Origin of the sequence: Nonomuraea sp. NPDC026600 (assembly GCF_040638335.1) — a bacterium.
Lineage (GTDB): Bacteria > Actinomycetota > Actinomycetes > Streptosporangiales > Streptosporangiaceae > Nonomuraea.
In genome coordinates this window covers 623,147-643,551 of the sequence record NZ_JBEZYD010000001.1, presented here as the reverse complement: position 1 = coordinate 643,551, position 20,405 = coordinate 623,147, and the positions used below count along the sequence as shown (strand labels likewise).

Genomic DNA, 20,405 nt, shown 5'->3' with positions numbered 1-20,405 from the left:
CGTGACATTTCAGGACTGGTCCGGGGACTGGCCCGACGGGCTGCCCGTGGGTGACGGGTGGGTCGAGGTCGCGGACACCACCGACGTGATCTTCCCGTACGACGGCTCGGTGGTGACGGCCGCGCCCGTCGGCACGGTCGCGCTGGCCAGGCAGGCCGTAGAGGCCGCGCTGGAGGCCGCCCCCGGCATGGCCGCGCTCCCCTCGCACGCCCGCCGCGCCGCGCTCATGGCCGCCCACGACGCCCTGGCCGCGCGGCGCGCGGAGTTCGAGCGCCTGCTCGTACTGGAGACCGGCAAACCGCTGGTCGACTGCCAGGTCGAGGTGGCGCGGACGCTCGTCACACTCCTCACCGCCGCCGAGGAGGTGGCCCGGCTGCACGGTGAGACCGTGCCGCTGGACCTGCTGCCGTCGGGGGAGGGGCTGATCGGATTCTGGACGCGGCGGCCGATCGGGGTCGTGGTCGGGATCACCGGCTTCAACTACCCGCTGCTGCTGGCCGCGCACAAGATCGCCCCGGCGGTGGCCGCGGGCTGCCCGGTCATCGTCAAGCCCGCGCCCGCGACCCCCCTGGCGACGCTCTGGCTCGTGCACCTGCTCCGCGAATCGGGCGCGCTGCCCCCGGCAGGGGTGCAGCTCGTCACCGGCGACGTCGAGGTGGGCAGGACGCTGGTCGAGGACCGGCGGATCGGGGCCGTGTCGTTCACCGGCTCGGCGGCGGCCGGGCACGCCATCGCGAGGAGCGCGGCGCCCACCAAGGTGCTGCTGGAGCTGGGCTCGAACGCCGCCCTCGTGGTGGCGGCCGACGCCGACCTGGAGGCCGCCGCCGCGGCGGTGGTGCGGGGCGGCTACTACGCCTCCGGGCAGGCGTGCATCTCGGTGCAGCGGGTGCTGGTGGAGGAGCCGGTGCGCGAGGAGTTCCTGTCGCTGCTGGCCGGGCGGATGAAGGACGTGGTGGTGGGCGATCCGCGCGACCCTCGGACCAGGGTCGCGCCGCTGATCGACCCGGCCGCGACCGAGCGGGTGCTCGGCTGGGTACGCGACTCGGGCGCCACGCTCGTCACCGGCGGCGAACTCGACGGGAGGGCCATCGCGCCCACCGTGCTCGCCGACGTGCCCGACGGGGCCGTCGCCTGGGACGAGGAGATCTTCGGCCCGGTGGTGTGCGTACGCTCGGTGCCCGGCATGGACGCCGCGTTCGCCGCCGTCAACGCTTCCCGGTATGGCCTGCACGCCGCGGTGTTCACCCGCTCGCTGGCCACGGCCTTCGCCGCGATCGACCGGATCGAGGCCGGTGGAGTGGTGGTCAACGAGGTGCCGGGGTTCCGGGCGGACAACATGCCCTATGGCGGCGTCAAGGACTCGGGCGCCGGCCGGGAAGGGCCCCGGTTCGCCATCGAGGAGCTCACCGTCACCCGGATGGCGATCATCCGCCCTTGATGGACGTTAGTTGGGCGGGTCGAAGCGGCCGTCCACGGCGGTCCAGCCGCCGTCCACGTACAGGACGGAGCCGGTGACGAAGCTGGCCGCGTCGCTCGCCAGGTAGACCACGGCGCCCGCCATCTCCTCCGCCTGGGCCCACCGGCCGAGGGCGCTCTTGGCGGCGTACGCGTCGTACCAGGCGGGGTTGTCCTTGATCTGCCTGGTCAGCGGCGTCTCGACCACGCCGGGCGCGACCGCGTTGACCCGCACGCCATGCGGGCCGAACTCGGCGGCGGCGGTGCGCAGCAACTGCACCAGCCCCGCCTTGGTGGCGGAGTAGACGCCCTGGCCGGGCTCCGTCACCGACGCCCGGATCGACGCGAAGCCGATGATCGACCCGCGCCCGCGTTCCACCATGCCCGCCCCGAACGCCCGGATCACGTCGAAGGAGGCCCGCAGGTTCAGCCGTACGACGCGCTCGAACTCCTCGCCGGAGTAGTCGAGCAGCCGCTTGCGGACGTTCGTGGCGGCGGTGAAGACCACCACGTCGGCGGGCACCTCGGCGGCGAGCGCCCGCACGGCTTCGGCGTCGAGGACGTCCACTCCGCGCGCCGCCCCGCCGCACCGTCGCGCGGTCTCCTCGGCGGCGGCGAGGTCAAGGTCCGCGCAGACCACCTCGGCTCCGTGCGCGGCCAGCGCCAGCGCCGACTCCCGCCCGATCCCGCTTCCGGACCCGATCACCACAGCGCGCCGCCCATCGAGGCGGAACAACGCGTCGTATGCCGTCATGCCACCCAGCCTATCTACTGGTCTGACCAGTACACCAGGTCTGCCCTGAGGTGGCGTCGGCGATTCCCAGGGACAGGTCAGGGGTGATCACCGATGAGGCGGGTGGGGCCGGCGCGGGATCGTGGTGTCATGACCCCCACCAACAACCTCGCCCGGGCCTCCTTCACGGCCGGGCCCGCCGCGTTCCTCGGCGGCTGGCTCCTCATGCGTCCCATCGACGGCGACCTCGTCCCCGGTCCGTGGTGGACGGCCGCGCATGCCGTGTGGCTGCTGGGATTCCTGCTGTTCGGCGTCATGGTGCTGGAGCTGCGGCGGATGGCGGCGCCCGCGACCCGCCGGCAGAAGGCGGCGGTGTGGGCGGTGACCGGGGTGGCGCTGTTCAGCGTCCTGGCCAATGTGGCCCAGCTCGTCATCGACCTGGTGGCCGGGTTCACCTCGGCGGACGGGGCGGCGATGCGGGCGGTGTTCGACCAGGTGCGGGGTTACCCGGGGGTGGACCTGGTCGTGTACTCGGTGGGCGCCCAGCTGTTCTTCGTGGCGCTGCTGGTGCTGGCCGGGATCATGGCGGTGCTGCGGCGGGCCACCTCGCTCAGCGCTGTGGTGCTCGCGGCCGGGGTCGTGGTGATGGCCGTGGCGATGTTCGGCGTCGGCCGCGACTCGGCGCTGGTCGCGGTGGGGATGGCGGTGCTGTGGCTGGGCGCGCTGCTGCTCGGCCGGGGCCCGGCCGCGGGCGCCCTCAGCGCTTAGCGCTTAGCGCTTAGCGCTTAGCGCTTAGCGCTTAGCGCTTCGCCTGGGCCGCCCAATCCGGCCTGACCAGCTCGTACTCCACGTCGCCCTGGTCGGAGCCGTCGATGACGTCCGGCCAGTCCTCGAAGAACGTGCGGACGAAGCGCAGCCCGCACTTCTCCATCACCCGCCGGGAGCCGCGGTTCACCGTCATCGTCCGGGCGAAGACCCGGCGGGTGCCCAGCTCGGCGAACGCCTTGTCGATGAGGGCCAGCGAGCCCTCCGTGGCGTATCCCTTGCCCCAGCACATCTTGCGCAGCCGGTAGCCCAGCTCGGGCTCGTCCTCGGCGCCGCCCTTGGGTGCCCGCAGGTGGAACCAGCCCACGAACTCGCCCGTCTCCCGCTCGACGGCGGAGAGGTAGCCGTCGCGGATGAAGGCGGGCAGGGTCTCGCCGACGATCACCGCGCGCGGGGTGGGCTTGCCGCCGTTGAGGTAGCGCATCACGTCAGGGTCGTTGTGCAGCTCGACGAGGTCGTCGGCGTCGGCCTCGGTGAGGGGGCGCAGGGTCAGGCGGCCGGTCTCCAGGTAGCTGTGCACGCGCCCACGCTAGCCAGCGGGCCCGCCGCTCCTCGACGCGTTTTCCGTGTGATTGAGTGCGGTGAGCGGCGAAAGAGGTGGGCGTGGGCGTGGGGCGGCGGACGCAGGCCGAGCGGACCAGGGTGACGACCGGCGAGCTGATCGAGACCGCGCTGCGGCTGTTCGGCAGGGACGGTTACGCGGCGACCTCGATCGACGACATCGCGCGCGAGAGCGGTATGACCAAGGGCGCGGTCTACCACCACTTCGCCGGGAAGGCCGATGTGTTCAGGGCTGTGTTCGTGCGGCAGGAGGAGCGGCTGGCCGAGCTGATCGCCGCCGCCTCCGCCGGGGCCGGCGATCCCCGGGAGGCGGTCCGGCTGGGCGTGCTGGCCTTCCTGCGGGCCTGCGCCGGGCCGGAGGTGCGGCGGATCGTCCTGCTCGACGGGCCCGCCGTTCTGGGGTGGGACGGGGTGCGGGAGATCGAGTACGAGCACACGCTCAAGCTGCTGCGCGCCGGCCTGGAGGTGGCGGCCGAGCAAGGTGGCATCGCGCCCGGCGACGTGACGGTCCGGGCGCACCTGATCTTCGGGGCCTTGTGCGAGGGCGGGATGCTCATCGCCCGCGCCGGCGACCCGGCCGCGACGCTCGCCGCCGTCCTCGCCCAGGCCGAACACCTTCTAGACGCGCTCATCTAGCGTGCCGGCCCGTTGACGGCTCGCCGGGGCGGTCCTTAACTCATCAGTTAGTGAATTGATGGCATGGAAGGTGAGCCATGCGCAGAACACCGGCGGCTGTCGGAAGCGCGATCTTCTTCGCCGCCGTCCCGGGTGGCGGGCGGCCTGCCCGCTGCCTCCACCCCCAGGCCAGCGGTCCACGTCGCAGCTCGGCCTCCAGTCGCTGCCACTGCCGCGCCGACAGTTTCTCCTTCGACGCCGGCCCTTTGGCGCGCAGCGCCTGCGTCCCGCCCTTCAACCAGGCCTTACGCCAGCGCGTCACCGACCGCTCGTGCACCCGTAATCGCGCGGCGACCGTCTTGGTCGACTCCCCGGCCTCGAACCACTCGGCCGCCTGCAGCCGTACACGCTCCCGCCGTTCCTGCTCGGCGGGCGTGTACCCACCCCTCTGCCCATACCGCATACCACGGTCGTACCGCACCGAGCGCTATCCGTCACGAGGTTAAGACTCTACGCATTCAATCTGTGTACCTCCAGCAGGGCCAAGCCCCGCATGAACGTTTTCGACATTTTCGAAGTGGCTCTTTACTTATTGCGCTGCGGAGATGAAGACCCTTACCCTTGAGCCATCTCCTTATAACATCATTTGTTGCGATATCTTCAACAAAGATGGAATGGGCGTTGCGGTGATATAGCCGGTGATCCGCGCCGTCCAGGGCACACTCAGAAACACGGGAAGAGTATGACCATCACGAACACGCTCGGCTGGGCCGCGGGCATGATGGCCGCGACCGCCGGAATCGTCGGGCTGAGCCTGCCCGGCGTGGCGTCGGCGAAACCGCCCAGCCTGCGGCGGGCGCGGCGGAGTGACGCCCACCGGAGCCAGGGGATGCCTGCGCCTTCACAATCGTCGAGACCAGCAACTACCTGACGCCGGTGGGCGCACGACAAACGTGCTCCACGCCGACGCGACACAGATCAGGACCTGGAGAAATGCACGCTCCTCGACTCGGGAGACAGGGCAGGCAAGAGAATCCGCTACGGGACCAGGATCAGCACCGGGCGCTACCCAACCGCTATAGGGGAGGCGGTCGCGTCACCGACACCATCCACCCGGATGCGACGACGGTGCGCGAATAGAAGAAATTCCGGATCGTCTGCAACGGATAGTTGTCATGGGGCCTATGGCCACTCGCCGAGTGCCGCGCGGCCGGCGGCGCGTTCTGGACAACGTACGATTTATCTGTGGAGTTATGGCCGGTCATACATTCCGGTGTCACGACATTGGTGGTTGGCTTTATCGTCACCCGTGATCAACGGTGGTGCGGCGCGTTGAGCGCTATGCGGGTGTCGGCCGCCTCGGCCTGGGACTGCGGCAACGTCGATCCGGGCCTGACGGGCGAGAAGACGAAGACATCCGTATTCTCCGTCCCATCCGCCGGGTTGTGCTCATGTATTTGACGAAGGACGCTGGGTCCATCAGGTCAGCTGCCCTGCCCGATACGCGCCTGATATCGGTCGCGGCGAATGATTTATATTCCATATCCGTCCCTCCAGTCCGTACTGTGGAAAGACGCTGCAGACGATGTGCTGATCCTACGGGGTAGACGGGCGCGCAATTCCACATCCTGATCCGGAGTGATCTGCTCCACAAGCCAGATCGCTTTGACAGACCTTTGTCCGGCCAATCGGCTAGGCCCAGCCTACGGGAGCAGGAGGATCCAGGCCATGAATGAATTGAGATCACAGAGCTTGGGAAACCTTCCAAGTCCATCCGCGCAGGCCTCGATGTTCAAAGGCGGCGTGGAGGAAATGCGAGCACAGGTCTCGCAGAACTTTTCGCCGCACGGCATCAAGGTCATCAACGCCCATCCAAACGGTGGCCGGTACAGACTCCTACACCGCGGGAACATCGTCATGCACACGCTGGCGTACGGGGCGGAAATCCGTGTCGAAGTACCGGAGCTGCCCGACTTCTACAACATTCACGTGCCGTTGACCGGTGGTGGACGACTAATGGTCGGTGGCCAGGATATCGCTGCACCGCTTACCATCATCGGCCCTCGGCAGCGCATCGACATGAACTGGAGCGTCGACCACGATGTCATGATCATCCAGGTTCCTGACGCGCTCATCGATCGGGTCCTTGAGGATCAGCTCGGTGAAGCTCCGAAAAGGGATATGTACTTCGAGCCGCAAGTCATCGATGAGAGCCCTCTGAGTCGAGTACTCACCGCACTTGCCCTCCCGGCTACGGCAGGAGAAACGTTCCCCTTTGCGGCCTCATCTCTGGCCGAACACCATTTCGAGCAGTTTTTGCTGCACACTCTGCTCGGCTCACAGCCCCATACCTACTCTGCCGACCTCGGTGAGCCCAGTGCCCCATCGACCTCCGCGGCACTTCGACGCGCGCTCCGCTTCTGCGAAGAACACGCCGCTGAACCGATCACCGTAAGAGATATCGCCGCTGCGGCCAGGGTGAGCGTCCGCACCCTTCAATCGGGCTTCCGCGAACACTTGCAGACGACGCCCATGGCCTATCTGCGCAATGTACGGCTGGCCCGGGCTCACGCCGATCTTCTCCACATCGCGGAGACAGGCAGCCGGACAACTGTTACAGAGGTGGCGCTTCGTTGGGGTTTCGTGCATCTGAGCCGGTTCGCCGCCTTCTACCGTCAGACCTACGGTTACGCCCCCTCCGTCGCACGGCGAGGACGATAGTGAAACCGGCGGGAGAAGACCTCCGACCCTGTGGGGGGCTGGCGTGGGCCGCCTGAGATCACGTCATTGTCATGCTGAGCGCCGTCACCGTGGCACTGCTACGTTCAGGAGCGAGATCCGGCACTGCAGGGAAGCAGATCGAGCGCAGAAGCCGCCGCCTTCGAACCCGATGCGGCGACCACACGTCTTAGCGGGTGTGCGCCGACTCTCGCTACTCGCCATCCTGCTCACCTGTTTCTCCGTGGGCTGTTCAGCCGGTGCGGACTGCACGCTGATAGGTACCCCTGTCGGCGTGGGCGTGACCGTCGAAGCGCCGTTTGCCGCCGACGCCAAATCCGTCTCGATGGAGGTGTGCTGGAACGGAGGCTGCAAATCCGCCGTCGTCACCCTCAACCCGTCCTCGCGTGCCGGAGAGGAGACCTGCTCGGGCGACACCTGTTCGGTAGGCCTGGTCCCGACCGGCGGCAAGAACGGATTCGGCACGGTCGAAGGCTTACCCAAGCAGCCTGTGGAGGTACGGCTCGACCTGCGTGACACCGCATCCCGTTCAGTGCTCCAGCGTGCGATCAAGGTCACCCCTCAAGGGCGCTTTCCCAACGGCCCTCAATGCGGCCAGGGTGGCCCCAATGTCGAGCTGATCATCAAGGGCGACGGGACGCTGCGCGAAGGCTGAACGATCAAGAAGATCCTTAAGCACAGCCCGCGCCTGGTCGCGCTGTCCGGACACGTCACCGCGTTCGCGCAGATGACTAACCGCACGGAAAGCGAACACTTCAAGAGCTGGCTTGCCGCCAAATCGCTCGCCGCGACGAAGACGCCGTTCATCGTGCCCCGGGTGGCCTGCCAGGCCCGATGAGGGTCGCCAGGCCGTCGGCACGTTGCCGACCTTGTGCGGGAGCGCGAGCGGGCGTGTCTCCGGACTGGCCAGGGCCGCCGTCCGCCGCAGCGACGAAGTCGATATCGCTGCTTCCTCCCTCGTCAGGCGCCCGCTGCGGTCGAGCCGACGACATGGAGACCGTAGATTCGCCGCGGCACCAGCCGATCGGCCAGGTCATGCGCTTCGTTCGTGACCGCAGGAGGTGAGATCTCCCTCAGCACGCCATCCGAAGAGCGCACGTGGTGCTGCGCTACATGGATAGCCGACGTCGTGGAATCCTCATAATCTCCACTCTCAAGCACACCAGGCGAACATCCCGAAAGCTCCCGGCTTCCAAAGACTCACTCGCTCTCCGCTTTCTGGTCATCAGGCGTCGCCCGCACGGGAAGGGGTCTGCCTCGGCTTGGGTCTTGGTACCAACCTGCATGAAATGACTGATGCCTCGCAACCAAAGGTCAGCCCGTCCTCTGAGACGGGCGGTGAATCGCAAACAAAACGGATCACCAGCTTCATATAAATATTCTGTTCTGGAAGGAATGGTTCGATGATCAACCCGTTCCGCATCGACATCCCGCAGGATGAGCTGGATGACCTGCGAGACCGACTCGCCCGTACCCGCTGGAGCGGCGAGATCGGTGGCCAGGGATGGAGCCGCGGCGTCCCGACCGGTTACCTGCGGCAACTCGCCGCTTACTGGGCCGACGGCTACGACTGGCGCAAGCACGAGGCCAGGCTGAACGAGTTGCCCCAGTTCACCACCGACATCGACGGGCAGACCATTCACTTCGCGCACATTCGCTCTGCCGAGGCCGAGGCGACACCGCTGATGCTGATCCACGGCTGGCCCGGCTCGATCGCCGAGTTCCTGGACGTCGTCGGCCCCCTGACCGACCCGCGCTCCTACGGCGGCAACCCTGCCGACGCCTTCGACCTGGTGATCCCTTCTCTGCCCGGGTTTGGGTTCTCCGCTCCGCTGCGCGAGGCGGGCTGGACGCAGGGTCGCATCGCCGACGCTTTCGCCGAGCTGATGCACCGGCTCGGCTACTCCCGCTACGGTGTGCAGGGCGGCGACGTCGGCGCCTTCGTGGCTCCGGCCATGGGTCGCCAAGATTCCGAGCACGTCCTCGGCGTGCACGTCAACGCCCTGGTCACCTTCCCGATCGGGGCCGACGGTGAGATGGACGGCCTGACCGTGGCCGAACAGGAGCGGCTGGCGCGCCTGGAGCACTGGCAGCAGGAACAGAGCGGCTACGACAAGATCCAGGGCACCCGTCCGCAGACCTTGGGACACGGCCTGAACGACTCCCCGGCCGGCCAGCTCGCCTGGATCGTGGAGAAGTTCAAGGAATGGACCGACAGCGCCGCCGACCTGCCCGAAGACGCCGTCGACCGTGACGCCCTCCTCACCGACGTCAGCATCTACTGGTTCACACAGACCGGGGCCTCCTCGGCCCACAACTACTACGAGGCCCACCATGACCCATCGGCGTGGGCGCCGCGCGAACCCGGGACCGTGCCCACCGGCGTAGCGGTCTCCCTTACCCAGGATGTCGCCATCCGTCGCTTCGCCGAACGCGATCACACCATCGTGCACTGGACCGAATTCGAGCGCGGCGGGCACTTCCTGGCCCTGGAACAGCCCGGCCCGTTCGTCGCCGACGTGCGCGAGTTCTTCCGCTCCCTGCGCTGACCGTCCGCACCGCCGCCACACACCGATGGCGGCGGTCCGTGACAACTCCGGTCAGTCAGGCGATCCAGGCATCACCCGGGCCTGAAACGCTGGAAGAGGAGTTCGGCTACATCCCCGTCCTGGACGATCGCCGCCCTCGAACTCGGGGTTACCCGGTCTCCGATGCTGTTTTCATCGTTGATCCATGGGCTGCACACAGGCGGGGGCAGATGTGATAGGGAATGGATCATTCCCTATCATCGCTTGAGTGGGGCCCATGGCGGGCCGCCGAGCCGTACCATCCACTCGTCGGTCTCGTCCGGCAGGCCCAAGTCGCGCAGCCGGGCCCTTCCGGCTCCTCCTGCTCCGCAGCCGCGTCCACCCAGTCGGACGGGATGATCTGGTCCTTGGCGCCCTTGGGGAACTTCGCGTGCACCTTGGCGATGACGTACGGCGACTTCTTGCCGTGGTCGCGGATCGCCTCCTCGATCCACTCGGTGTTGACCAGGTGGGAGGACACTATGTGGCCCGGGTCGCCGGCCAGGCAAGCACACACCTTGTCCGCGGTGCGCTCGCCGGTCACGGCCGGCGAGTCGGTCGCAGCGAGCTTGATCGTGGTCGTCTGCGGATAACGCTCGCTGTAGCCGTCGTTGCAGAGCTTCTCGAACCACGACCGCTCCGTGTCGGTCGGCGGGTTGCCGATGGCGGGCCCAAGGGGCATGGGTGACGATCCATCCCGCATCTAGCGTGCCGGCCCGTTGACGGCTCGCCGGGGCGGTCCTAAACTCATCAGATAGTGAATTGTCGGCATGGAAGGTGAGCCATGCGCAGAACACCGGCGGCCGTCGGAAGCGCGATCTTCTTCGCCGCCGTTCCGGGCACCGTCGCCGTCCTTGTCCCGTGGTGGATCACCCATTGGGAGGCGCACACCCCGTTCCCCGGCGGGATCATGATCCCGATCAGGGTGGCGGGCGGCCTGCTCGCGCTCGCCGGGCTCGCGGTGCTGATCCACGCCTTCACCCGGTTCGTGGTCGAGGGGCTGGGCACCCCCTTGCCCGCCGCGCCGCCCGAGCGGCTGGTCGTCGGCGGCCTCTACCGGCACGTGCGCAACCCGATGTACGTGGCCGTCCTCGTCGCCGTCCTGGGGCAGGCGCTGCTGCTGGCGCAGCCGTCGTTGCTGGTGTACGCCCTGGTCGTGCTGGTTCCCGTGGTGTCGTTCGTCCGCTGGTACGAGGAGCCGACGCTGCACAGGCTGTTCGGCGCCGAGTACGACAGATACCGCGCGGCCGTGCCGGGCTGGTGGCCCCGCCTGCACCCCTACGTCGCGAAGGAGTCCTGAGCGGCTGTTCGGCAGGGACGGCTACTCGACGAGTTTTCCGACGGTTGAGACCTCGCGCATGAGCGCCGCGATCTCGACCGGAATCGGGGGGATGGCCTCCTTCTCCACCGAGCCGGGACCGGACCACACCAGGTTGACCTGCAGAGCGGGGTCGAGCGTGGGGTAGTCGGAACGGTTGTGGCAGCCGCGGGTCTCGCGACGCTCAAGTGCCGTCTCGACCGTCGCGCGGGCGGCGAGCATCGCGGACTTCAGGTCGAAGGCGTGGGCCAGGTCCTGGAATCCGGCGAGGTCCGGATGCACGCCGGCGTCGGCGATGCGCGCCTCTACCGCGGTGAGTTCGGCCAGGCCGTTGCGCAGGCCGCTCTCATCGCGCACCACGCCGGCATTCTCCGTCATGATGTCGCGGATGGCTCGCTGCAGTGAACGGACATTCTCCGGGCCGTCGGCGGCGAGGAGTTCGTTCACCTCCGCCCGCGCCGCGTCGAGCGCATCGGCCGAGCGGCGCTGGGCGTCGAGGCCCGCCGAGTACTCGGCCGCCGCCTGCCCGACGATGCGGCCGAAGACGAGGAGTTCGATGAGTGAGTTGCCGCCGAGACGGTTGGCGCCGTGCAGGCCGCTGGCCGCCTCCCCGATCGCGTACAGGCCGTCGACCCCCGTGCCGTGGTCCTCGGGTCGTACCCAGACCCCGCCCATCGAGTAGTGCGCGGTCGGCGCGACTTCGATCGGTTCCTTGGTGATGTCGAGCATCTGCAGTTCCAGGAGCGTCTGGTAGACGCGTGGCAACCGCGTCATGATCGTCTCGCGCGGCAGCTGCGACACATCCAGCCAGACGCCGCCGTTCGGGGTGCCGCGGCCTTCTTTGATCTCGGTGTAGGCGGCCAGCGAGACGCGGTCGCGCGTGGACAACTCCATCCGTTCTGGGTCGTACCGTGACATGAATCGCTCGCCGAGCTGGTTGCGCAGGACTCCGCCCTCGCCTCGTGCCGCTTCGGAAACGAGGGTGCCGGCCGCGTTCTCGGGTGCGATGAGACCGGATGGGTGGAACTGCACCAGCTCGGCGTCGCGAATGCGGCAGCCGGCCAGGACGGCGAGGCGGAAGGAGTCGCCGGTGTTCTCATCACGCCGGGAGGAGGTGCGCCGCCAGATCCGGGTGTGGCCGCCGGCGGCCAGGATCACCGCGTCGGCATGGATGACGTAGCGGCTGCCATCGGTCAGGTCGAACCCGTACGCGCCGAAGACCGCGTTGTCGCGCTCAAGAAGGCGCGTGATGTACACGGTGTCGAGGATGGGGACATTGAGCTGCGCCGCGCGGTTGATCAGGGTGCGCTGGATCTCGAGTCCGGTGTAGTCGCCTGCGTAGGCGGTGCGCCGGTAGGTGTGGGCGCCGAAGAAGCGCTGCGAGATGCGCCCATCCTCTTCGCGGGCGAACGGCATGCCCCAGCGCTGGAGGTCTTCGATACCGTGTGCGGCCCCCTCGGCGACGATTCGCACCGTGTGCGGGTTGGCCAGGAGGTAGCTCTCTTTGAGGGTGTCTGCCGCGTGCTGTTGCCAGCTGTCCTTGGGGTCCATCGTGGCGAGCGCCGCATTGATGCCGCCCGCCGCGAGCGAAGTGTGCGCGTCCGCCTTCGGCCGCTTACCCACCGCGAGAACGTCGACCCCACGCTCGGCCAGTTCGATGGCGGCCCGCAGCCCGGCTCCTCCCGTGCCGATGACCAGGACGGATGTGGCGATCCGCCGCTCCGCTGAGTGCATGGTGCTCCTTTGGCCGCATCGCGAAAAACCATTACGGCAGCAAGACCGGGCAGCGGCGTTGTTTGTGACATCCACTCCGGTACGCGACGTACGACGAGCATCTGTGACTGATCGGGGTCGATCAATGTTCGTGGGTCGCGGCCGGCCGCCGAGCCGCATTTGATTTCAATTGATACCGTATCGAATGAAATTATGCCTGGTAGCATAGGTTCATGAGCGCCGACGTTCCTCACGCAACCACCGTCTCGCGTGCGACCGACCGCCCCGGGGATGCCTCGCCTTTCGCTCTCGGCTTGCTGCTGCGCCAGGCGCACTGGCGCGCGGCCACGGTGATGGCAGACGCGCTTCGGCCGCTCGGCATTGAGTTGCGGCATTTTGCCGTGCTGATCGTGCTGGTCGACCGCGGGCCGACGGTGCAGCGGGACTTGGCGGCCGCGACGGGGTCGGACAAGGCGGGAATCATGCGGGTCGTGGACGACCTGGAGCGTAAGGGGCTGGCCGTACGCAAGCCCGTTCCGGGGGACCGGCGGGCGCGGGCGGTGGAGATCACGCCCAAGGGCGTTGAGCTTTTCGATGCAGCCCATGTGGCGGCGGAGCCGCTGGCTGAGCGCCTGGTTGCCGGGCTGGAACCCGGCGGGCTCGAGCAACTGAGAGATCTGTTGACCCGGTTCGCCTATCCCGCAGACGGTGGGGCGTAAGCGCGCGCCCATGAGATGGCGAGGGTGAAGACAGGCGGACCTGGCTCCGGCCCTTGTGGCGGCGCGTACCGCGTCGGCCGGCGTGAAGTTGTTCCCGTAGCGCGGTAGTAGACGACGGCGACGTTCGTGGTCGGTTCCTTTGCGATTCAGCTTCCTCACGATGTACGTGACGCGCATCTCGCCAGATTGTATTGAATGATACGATCGCAAATGATACCGTCGTAAACGTAACGAGATTAGGAGCGATGAGCAGGTGAGGAGCTAGCGATCTTGGACGTCTATGAGGCGGTCACGAGCCGACGGGCGGTGCGTGGATTCACTGACCGGCCGGTCCCGAAGGAGGTGCTGGAGCGCGTGCTGTCCGCCGCGGCGTGGTCGCCGTCCGGATCGAACCTCCAGCCATGGCGCGCCTACGTGCTGACCGGCGAGCCGCTGGCCGAGCTCAAGAAGCGCGCCGGCGAGCGCCTGGCGGCGGGCGACCCCTGGGACGAGCGGGAGTACAAGACGTACCCGCACGCACTGAAGTCCCCGTACCGCGAGCGGCGGTTCGCCTTCGGCCAGGAGCACTACGGCGCACTCGGTGTTTCGCGTGACGACTTGGAGGCGCGCCAGCGGGCCGCTTCCGCGAACTGGAACTGTTACGGCGCGCCCGCCGCCCTGTTCTGCTACATCGACCGCGACCTGGGCTTGCCCCAATGGTCCGACGTCGGCATGTATCTGCAGACCGTCATGCTGCTGCTCCGCGCCGAAGGGCTGCACAGTTGCCCGCAGATGGCGTGGTCGATGTATCGCAAGACCGTCGCGGAGGTCCTGTCACCCCCGGACGAGCTCATCCTCTTCTGTGGCATGTCGATCGGGTTCGAGGACACCACGGTGAGTTACGCCCGTACGGGCCGGGCGCCGCTCGACGAGACGGTCACGTTCGTCGAGGGTTAGCCCACAGGGGAAGGATCTTGAACCCCCGGAAGCGCGGCGCAACGCCCGCGCCCTGCGACGCGAGCAGAAGCCCGAAGACCTCGTCGGCACGGTTGTCTTTCTCGACTCTTCCAACGCCGACTTCATCACCGGCCAGACCGTCGACGTCGACGGCGGCAAGTTCATACCTTGAGAGGAAAATGCAATGACTTACACCGTTGGTTACATCGTCGGGAGCCTGTCCCGGAAGTCGATCAACAGGAAGCTCGCTCTGGCTTTGACCCGTCTCGCGCCGCCGGAACTCCGCCTCACGGAGATCCCCATCGGCGAACTGCCCTTGTACAGCCACGACCACGACGCGGACTACCCCGTCGTGGCCCAGGAGTTCAAGGACGCGATCAAAGCCTCCGACGCTCTCCTGTTCATCACCCCGGAGTACAACCGGTCCATCCCGGGCGCGCTGAAGAACGCCATCGACTGGGCGACCCGGCCCTATGGAGCCAACGTGCTGAACGGCAAGCCGGCCGCGATCATCGGAACCTCACCCGGACCGATCTCCACCGCGGTCGCACAGCAGCACCTCAAGACCATCCTGTCCTTCACCAACTCCCCGGTGCTGGGTCAGCCCGAGGCCTACATCCAGTTCACCAAGGGACTGATCGACGACGAGGGAGCCATCCAGGTGCGGTCCACCGCCGAATTTCTGACCGGATACATGCGGGCCTTTGCGGCGCACATCCGGCGTCACCACGACATCTCGGACCTGTAGACCACCCTGAGAGCGAGCCTTCATCGCCGCCGCCGCCGCCGCCGGCGCCGATTGGCCGGCCTACGTGTCGGTGGCCCGTCTGCACCCCTGCGTCGCCGAGAAGTCCTGGCCCGAACCAGAACATCCGTCCGGACATTTCCTGAGGTTGGGGTTCCATGTCGAATCCCAGTTTGACGGTAAGTGATGAAGTGTGGTCGGGTTGTGACCTATGTTGCTGTTGGGATAAATCGCACCGCTTCGGGGGTAAGTGTTCCGTGCGGTATCCATGGCACGCCCTCATGCGCGTGCTCATTTCCGCTTCCATGACCAGCGCGGCCCTGGTGGCCGTGCCCGTCGCCGCGCAGGCGGCCACGCCGTCGTACGAGCAGCCGTCGGAAAGACAGGCGGCCAAGCCCAAGATCCGCCCCGTGCCCGCCATGCGGCAACCGGCGCCCGCGGTCGTGACCGTGCCGCTGGAGCCGTCGCTGGCCCGCAGGGACGCGAGCGCCGAGAGCGTCGGCCCGCAGGCGCCGGAGGTGACGACGCCCGCCGGGCCCACGCTGGTCAACGAGATCACCGCGGAGGCGGCCGAGCGCGTCGGCGCGCGGCGGCCCGATCCGAAGCGGCTGCTGCCCGATACCGGTCAGGCGGCCACGCTGGCGGTGAAGAATCCGGCCGCGGGGCTGTTCGACAAGCTCGGCGCCCAGAAGGTCGCGTCCGCGCTGTCCTACCGGCTCTGCGTGGAGAGCGAGGCCGTACCGGTCTCCTGCTCGGTCTCCCGGCCCGTGGGGGTGCCCGCCGCCGCCGATGTGACCGGCGACGGCATGCCCGACCTGGCCGCCGACCTGGTGCCCACGGCCAGTCCCCAGGACTCGGCCGCCGGGCTCGGCTTCGCGGTCAGGCGGCTGCCCGGCGCCGACACCAACCTCAAGGCGCAGGTCTGGGCGGAGTATGACGGCCGCGTGTCGGTCGGCTTCGACGGGTTGCACCGGGGCGCGTCGCTGTCCGGCTCCGACTGGGGCACCTTCACCGTCGACCTCACGGGCAAGCGGGTGAAGGCGAGCGTCGAGCGTACCGACCCCGGCGCGTCGGCCGCGATCGTGGCCGGGCTGACCGGCCGCAGCGTGGTGAGCCTGCGCCAGACGCCGGCCACCGAGAAGCTCTCGGTGGACGTGAACCTTGACTCGACCACCCTGGACGTCACCAGCTCGGCCCCCGCCAAGCTCGACGCGCTGGCGGTCAGCGGCAGCCGCTACACCCAGGCGCTGCTGGACAAGATGCCGACCAGGGCCAAGATCGCGCTGACCCGGGGCAAGGACGGCGCCCGGATTCGCTTCAGCAGCCCGAGCTCGATCCGCCACGCCGAGCTGCACAGCTACGTCTACAGCGACGGCGCTCTCGCCAGGGCGGCGAGCGTCGAGGCCCGCGACGTCCCGCCGTCCATGACCGCCGCGTACACCGCCGCGAACGGCAAGCAGATCCTCACCATCGACTCGGGCCGCCCGCGGGCCGGTTCGGCCAAGCTGCTCTACTTCGACCGGGCCGCCGCCAAGACCGTGCTGCGGGCCGAGATCAGCGGCCTGCCCGCCAAGGTCCGCCTGGTGAACGACCTGGCCGAGCACCGCGTGACGCACACCTCCAGCTCGAAGATCGGCCGGTTCGCGGTCGTGCTGCAGCGCGACGAGGGCGCCATCTCCAGCCCGCGTGGCGGCCACGTCACGATGATCAAGAACGGGGACGCCGTCGGCGTGTCCGGGCTGCTGACGGGCCTGTCCGGCTTCGACGTCACGTACGGCTCGGTGCCCCACGCTCACCTGGAGGTCGACGCCGGCGGCCGGTCCTTCCTCGGCGCGGCCAGCATCGACGGCACCCGCCTGGCCAGGCTGGAGATCTCCAACACGCCCGCCAAGGTCGACGTGACGCTCGACCCGGCCGCGCGGAAGGCCGTCTACCAGGCCAGCGGCGTGATCGACAAGGTCAGGGCCGCCTACGCCGACACCAGGTCGGGGCCCACGATCGACGGCACCATCCTGGGCGTGCACGACGACGTCAAGGCCGCCTGGGAGCTGGGGGAGCGCTCGACGGTCGACATCACCTCCTCCTCCACGCTGGGCAAGGTGCGGATCTACGCGAACAAGGCGTACGTCACCAGGCCCCAGGGCGAGGACGTCCAGGCCGAGGTGTCCGGCGTGCGCAAGCACGTCGAACTGGTGGCCGACACCGCCGCCAAGACGCTGACCTGGACCTCGGACGGCCCGGTGCGCTCGGTCTCCGCGCTGGCCCGCGCGAACTCGCAGGGCCGCTACATCACCGCCGCCGCCGAGGTGACCGGCGTGCCCGCCCGCTTCGACGCCTCCTGGAACGGCGACGCCTACCGCTTCCGCGGCCTGTCGGGCCCGGTCGGCTCGGCGGCCGTGGCGTTCACCAACCACGACGGCGCCAGGGCGCCCGCCGGACCGCACCTGGCCGCCCACTACGACCAGGCCACCGGCGACCTCGACGCGAGTGTGCGGGTCAAGGGCCTGTCGGCGGTCGAGTTCAGCCCGGGGGAGCAGGGGTTCACCGCCGACTTCAAGGCGGCCCGGCAGACGCTCGCCCTCGACACCGACGTCACCCGGGGCGACCTGCGCTTCGGGCTGCTCGGCAGGCTCGGACCGCTGCCCGGCCGCTTCGCGGTCTCGGCGGCCGGCGGCGCGCTGACGTACTCGGGGTCCCGGCTCGACATGACGGCCCGCGCCTGGCTCGGCAAGGCGGGCGCGCTCAAGAACATGGCCGCCGCACCGGCCGTGCCCGGCGGCATCTCGCTGGTGGACGGCGGCTGTGTCGCCGGATCTCCCGGCTGCCCGCCGGGTGCCTTCTGCACGGACCGCGGCTGCTTCGGCGTCCAGGGCTACCTCGACGTGCGGGGGCTGCCGGACCAGGTCACGGTGGACCTGGCCAGGAAGTCGTTCACGTTCGCCGGATTCGCGCCCGAGCGCCGCTCGCTGGGCGTCTACCTGGCCAGCACGATCCTGGCACCGGTGCCGATCAAGGCGCGGGCCACGCTCACCGGGCTGCCCTCCAAGATCACCAGCATGTCCGTCGGCCCGTTCGACGTGACGCAGGGCAACGCCGTGCAGGCGAACTACCGGATCGAGCCGGCCGCCACGCTCGGCTCGCTGGACCTGCTGGCCGAGGCGGGCAACCTCCGCGCGCACGTGGCCATCGAACCGGTCCCGGCCGCCGTCGCCGTACAGGGCAGTTATGGCGCGCAGACCCGCATCCGGGTGACGAACTCCGCGGCCGTCAAGCGCCTCAGCGCGAAGGTCACCGTGGACGGGGCGGGCACCGGCGAGCTGCGCTTCGGCGACGTGCCCGCCAGGTTCGGCGTGGACGCGGACGCGTCCGGCGCGAACCTGCGGATGCCCGCCGTCACCTACAAGGCGCTGGGCGGCGTCAACACGCTCGACGGCTACCTCGGCGTGGAGGGCGGGCTGATCGACCCGAAGGGGAAGCTGGGCGACGTGTCGCTCGCCGTCACCGACCTGGCCGCCGACACCACCGTGCGGCTCAACCCCGACCAGTCGCTCGACCTGGTGTCCAGGCCGGTGCCGACGGGGCGGATCCAGGTGCGCGCCGGGCTCGCCATCGACCCGGTCGCGCGCCAGCGCATCGCGGTCAGCAAGGAGATCCCGTACACCACGGGCTTCCTGTCCTACCAGGTCGGTGGCGACTTCGGGCTCGGCAGGAGCACGATCAAGGACGTGTCGCTGGACGTCCGCCGGATGGCGTGGCTGCGCGTCAGGCCGGGCAAGATCCCGTTCGGCATGAAGGCGCCGCCCGCGCTGGGCTACGTCGCCCCCGGCTTCGAGGGCGACTACGGACGCCTCGCCCTCGCCGCGAGCGGGGTGAACCTGCGCCCCGACGTCCACCTGAACGTCAAGCTGAGCAGGAAGCTCGGCAGCGACATCTTCCGCGACACGGTCCGCATCGGCCCGGCCACCTCGCTCGCCATGCGCCGCTACGACCAGCGGATGCGCCGGATCGGCGCCAAGCAGGCGATCAGCGCGGCGGGCGTGCAGCTGGCCTGCCTGACCCTCGACGCGAAGCCGGGCTTCGTCGCGGGCAAGGGCACGAACTCGATCACGCTGCGCGGCGCGGACGGCCCGCAGATGGTGTCGCTGCTCGACCCCGGCGGGCAGGTGCCCGACTACGCGGTGGACCTGCTGACGCACTTCATGTCGCCGTTCCCCGGCGCCGAGTGGAAGGTGGCGAGTGCCAAGGCCGGACACTGCGCCACGGGCGATCCCCGAGCCTGAGCCGTCAGCGGGGGCCCAGGTAGCCGGGTGGCGGGCCGCCGCCGTCGTACGTACGCACCGGGCGGCCGGCCAGGAAGGTGCGCAGGGTGCTCAGGTAGGGCTTGCCCCGGTACGAGCCGTCCGCCAGGTAGGCGACCCCCGCCCGGGGGAGGGCGGCGCGGTAGCCGTCCACGGTCGACCACTCCTGCCGGTCGCGGGCGCCTTTGACGATCAGGGCCGGGACCGGCGAGGCGGCCAGGCTCTGCCGCAGGCCGGTGGGGGCGGTGCGCTCGGCCAGCCGGGCGTAGCCGCCGGCGTGGTCGTGCTCGAGTTCGCGGTCTCCGGCGAAGGCATGGGCGGCCTGGGGATTCGATCTCAGGAGTGTGTAGACCGCGAGCAGACGGGGTGAGAGAACCTCCGGGCCGGTGAAGGGGGCGGCGGCCCGCGGGCGGTCGAGGGCGGCGGGGGCGGCGAAGACGGCCTTGGCGACCTGGTCGGGATGCTCCGCCAGGTAGGCCGCGGCCAGCCGGGCGCCGTAGTCCTGGCCGATGAGGATGAGCCGCTGGGCGCCGATCTCCTGCCGTACCGCCTCCAGGTCGGCCACGTCGCGGGGCAGGCCGTACCCGCGCGGGTCCGCCAGCCGGGCGGACCGGCCCGCGCCGAGCTGGTCGTAGACGTACACCGTGTAGCCGTCGGCGGCCAGCCCGGCGAAGAACGCCGAGTCGCCCGCGAGGTCGGCCAGTCCGGGCCCGCCGTGCAGGAACACCACCGGCTCCGGCCGCGTGACCCGCTTGGGCGCCAGCCGTACGTAGGCCAGCTCAGAGCCGGTCGCCAGCCGCCATTCCCGCTGACCGGCCACCGGCTCCAGCGGCGCGGGCCCGCCCGGCGGCGCGTGCAGGGTGGCGGCCGCGACCTGCCAGACCACGGCGGCCTCCACCGACAGGACGACCAGGGCCCGCAGCCAGCGCCCCCAGACCGGGCGCGGTCTCGGCACGCACAGCAGCAGGCCGAGGAAGAACACCGACGCGAACACCGCGAGCCCCGTCACGGTGAAGACGTCCGGCCTGGCGCCGAGCATCGCCATGCCGGCCAGCGCCGCCAGGCCCGGGATCGGGGAGAGTGCCAGGATCCCGAGCCCGGTCAGCAGCCGACCGGCTCGTCTGGCAAAAGAACGCACAGGCCGAAACTAGCTCAAACCACCTGTACGGGAGGGTGAATCG

Annotated in this window: 17 protein-coding genes and 1 pseudogene; 12 read left to right on the top strand and 6 right to left on the bottom strand. The window is 69.2% G+C overall.

What is annotated here, in order from left to right; all coding sequences use genetic code 11:
* Nucleotide 1: 1 nt before the first annotated feature.
* Nucleotides 2-1,438, top strand: coding sequence for an aldehyde dehydrogenase family protein (locus AB0F17_RS02935; protein WP_358015194.1), 1,437 nt, complete (start codon nucleotides 2-4; stop codon nucleotides 1,436-1,438).
* Between the two features lie 6 nt (nucleotides 1,439-1,444).
* Here the strand turns inward: AB0F17_RS02935 and AB0F17_RS02930 are convergent, their stop codons facing one another.
* Nucleotides 1,445-2,209 (bottom strand): SDR family NAD(P)-dependent oxidoreductase, encoded by a 765-nt coding sequence (locus tag AB0F17_RS02930; protein WP_358015191.1) that lies wholly within the window; start codon nucleotides 2,207-2,209, stop codon nucleotides 1,445-1,447.
* Between the two features lie 129 nt (nucleotides 2,210-2,338).
* Between AB0F17_RS02930 and AB0F17_RS02925 the strand changes: the two genes are divergently transcribed.
* Nucleotides 2,339-2,956 carry a hypothetical protein gene (locus tag AB0F17_RS02925; RefSeq protein ID WP_358015188.1) on the top strand — a complete coding sequence of 206 codons (618 nt, stop codon included), beginning with the start codon at nucleotides 2,339-2,341 and terminating at the stop codon, nucleotides 2,954-2,956.
* A gap of 31 nt (nucleotides 2,957-2,987) precedes the next feature.
* On the opposite strand, the gene AB0F17_RS02920 is transcribed toward AB0F17_RS02925, so the two are convergent.
* Nucleotides 2,988-3,533: a GNAT family N-acetyltransferase gene (locus AB0F17_RS02920; RefSeq protein ID WP_358015185.1), complete on the bottom strand. Its 546-nt coding sequence runs from the start codon at nucleotides 3,531-3,533 to the stop codon at nucleotides 2,988-2,990.
* Between the two features lie 83 nt (nucleotides 3,534-3,616).
* Here AB0F17_RS02920 and AB0F17_RS02915 point away from each other — a divergent pair, with 83 nt between their 5' ends.
* Complete coding sequence (locus AB0F17_RS02915; protein WP_358015182.1) at nucleotides 3,617-4,210, top strand: TetR/AcrR family transcriptional regulator; 594 nt, start codon at nucleotides 3,617-3,619, stop codon at nucleotides 4,208-4,210.
* Between the two features lie 43 nt (nucleotides 4,211-4,253).
* Here the strand turns inward: AB0F17_RS02915 and AB0F17_RS02910 are convergent, their stop codons facing one another.
* Nucleotides 4,254-4,652: a helix-turn-helix domain-containing protein gene (locus tag AB0F17_RS02910; RefSeq protein ID WP_358015179.1), complete on the bottom strand. Its 399-nt coding sequence runs from the start codon at nucleotides 4,650-4,652 to the stop codon at nucleotides 4,254-4,256.
* 1,265 nt (nucleotides 4,653-5,917) lie between these two features.
* Between AB0F17_RS02910 and AB0F17_RS02905 the strand changes: the two genes are divergently transcribed.
* The 3 genes from AB0F17_RS02905 (at nucleotide 5,918) to AB0F17_RS02895 (ending at nucleotide 9,477) form a co-directional block, all read left to right on the top strand.
* Nucleotides 5,918-6,910 carry an AraC family transcriptional regulator gene (locus tag AB0F17_RS02905; protein WP_358015176.1) on the top strand — a complete coding sequence of 331 codons (993 nt, stop codon included), beginning with the start codon at nucleotides 5,918-5,920 and terminating at the stop codon, nucleotides 6,908-6,910.
* Nucleotides 6,911-7,202: 292 nt separating this feature from the next.
* Complete coding sequence (locus AB0F17_RS02900; RefSeq protein WP_358015173.1) at nucleotides 7,203-7,583, top strand: hypothetical protein; 381 nt, start codon at nucleotides 7,203-7,205, stop codon at nucleotides 7,581-7,583.
* Between the two features lie 748 nt (nucleotides 7,584-8,331).
* A complete protein-coding gene (locus AB0F17_RS02895) occupies nucleotides 8,332-9,477 on the top strand; it encodes an epoxide hydrolase family protein (RefSeq protein ID WP_358015170.1) in 1,146 nt (381 codons plus the stop codon).
* Between the two features lie 226 nt (nucleotides 9,478-9,703).
* On the opposite strand, the gene AB0F17_RS02890 is transcribed toward AB0F17_RS02895, so the two are convergent.
* The gene (locus AB0F17_RS02890; protein WP_358015166.1) at nucleotides 9,704-10,177 is read right to left on the bottom strand and encodes a hypothetical protein; all 474 of its coding nucleotides are present in this window, start codon (nucleotides 10,175-10,177) and stop codon (nucleotides 9,704-9,706) included.
* 102 nt (nucleotides 10,178-10,279) lie between these two features.
* On the opposite strand from AB0F17_RS02890, the gene AB0F17_RS02885 reads away from it, so the two are divergent.
* Nucleotides 10,280-10,795 (top strand): isoprenylcysteine carboxylmethyltransferase family protein, encoded by a 516-nt coding sequence (locus tag AB0F17_RS02885; RefSeq protein ID WP_358015163.1) that lies wholly within the window; start codon nucleotides 10,280-10,282, stop codon nucleotides 10,793-10,795.
* A gap of 21 nt (nucleotides 10,796-10,816) precedes the next feature.
* Here AB0F17_RS02885 and AB0F17_RS02880 read toward each other — a convergent pair whose 3' ends face one another.
* Complete coding sequence (locus AB0F17_RS02880; RefSeq protein ID WP_358015160.1) at nucleotides 10,817-12,547, bottom strand: FAD-dependent oxidoreductase; 1,731 nt, start codon at nucleotides 12,545-12,547, stop codon at nucleotides 10,817-10,819.
* 212 nt (nucleotides 12,548-12,759) lie between these two features.
* Here AB0F17_RS02880 and AB0F17_RS02875 point away from each other — a divergent pair, with 212 nt between their 5' ends.
* The 5 genes and pseudogenes from AB0F17_RS02875 (at nucleotide 12,760) to AB0F17_RS02855 (ending at nucleotide 19,206) form a co-directional block, all read left to right on the top strand.
* Nucleotides 12,760-13,245 (top strand): MarR family winged helix-turn-helix transcriptional regulator, encoded by a 486-nt coding sequence (locus AB0F17_RS02875; RefSeq protein ID WP_358015157.1) that lies wholly within the window; start codon nucleotides 12,760-12,762, stop codon nucleotides 13,243-13,245.
* Between the two features lie 270 nt (nucleotides 13,246-13,515).
* Entirely contained in the window at nucleotides 13,516-14,181 is a 666-nt protein-coding gene (locus AB0F17_RS02870) for a nitroreductase (protein ID WP_358015154.1), read from the top strand.
* Between the two features lie 46 nt (nucleotides 14,182-14,227).
* Nucleotides 14,228-14,353: pseudogene (locus tag AB0F17_RS02865) on the top strand (SDR family oxidoreductase); the annotation flags it as partial.
* Between the two features lie 12 nt (nucleotides 14,354-14,365).
* Nucleotides 14,366-14,929, top strand: coding sequence for an NADPH-dependent FMN reductase (locus tag AB0F17_RS02860; RefSeq protein ID WP_358015151.1), 564 nt, complete (start codon nucleotides 14,366-14,368; stop codon nucleotides 14,927-14,929).
* 284 nt (nucleotides 14,930-15,213) lie between these two features.
* Entirely contained in the window at nucleotides 15,214-19,206 is a 3,993-nt protein-coding gene (locus AB0F17_RS02855; protein ID WP_358015148.1) for a hypothetical protein, read from the top strand.
* 4 nt (nucleotides 19,207-19,210) lie between these two features.
* Here the strand turns inward: AB0F17_RS02855 and AB0F17_RS02850 are convergent, their stop codons facing one another.
* Complete coding sequence (locus AB0F17_RS02850; protein WP_358015145.1) at nucleotides 19,211-20,362, bottom strand: alpha/beta hydrolase; 1,152 nt, start codon at nucleotides 20,360-20,362, stop codon at nucleotides 19,211-19,213.
* Between the last annotated feature and the right edge of the window lie 43 nt (nucleotides 20,363-20,405).

Bases quoted from the DNA above. Each gene is read 5' to 3' on its own strand.
- AB0F17_RS02930 (WP_358015191.1), bottom strand. From the start codon at position 2,209: ATGACGGCATACGACGCGTTGTTCCGCCTCGATGGGCGGCGCGCTGTG.
- AB0F17_RS02925 (WP_358015188.1), top strand. From the start codon at position 2,339: ATGACCCCCACCAACAACCTCGCCCGGGCCTCCTTCACGGCCGGGCCC.
- AB0F17_RS02910 (WP_358015179.1), bottom strand. From the start codon at position 4,652: ATGCGGTATGGGCAGAGGGGTGGGTACACGCCCGCCGAGCAGGAACGG.
- AB0F17_RS02905 (WP_358015176.1), top strand. From the start codon at position 5,918: ATGAATGAATTGAGATCACAGAGCTTGGGAAACCTTCCAAGTCCATCC.
- AB0F17_RS02895 (WP_358015170.1), top strand. From the start codon at position 8,332: ATGATCAACCCGTTCCGCATCGACATCCCGCAGGATGAGCTGGATGAC.
- AB0F17_RS02890 (WP_358015166.1), bottom strand. From the start codon at position 10,177: ATGCCCCTTGGGCCCGCCATCGGCAACCCGCCGACCGACACGGAGCGG.
- AB0F17_RS02885 (WP_358015163.1), top strand. From the start codon at position 10,280: ATGCGCAGAACACCGGCGGCCGTCGGAAGCGCGATCTTCTTCGCCGCC.
- AB0F17_RS02880 (WP_358015160.1), bottom strand. From the start codon at position 12,547: ATGCACTCAGCGGAGCGGCGGATCGCCACATCCGTCCTGGTCATCGGC.
- AB0F17_RS02875 (WP_358015157.1), top strand. From the start codon at position 12,760: ATGAGCGCCGACGTTCCTCACGCAACCACCGTCTCGCGTGCGACCGAC.
- AB0F17_RS02860 (WP_358015151.1), top strand. From the start codon at position 14,366: ATGACTTACACCGTTGGTTACATCGTCGGGAGCCTGTCCCGGAAGTCG.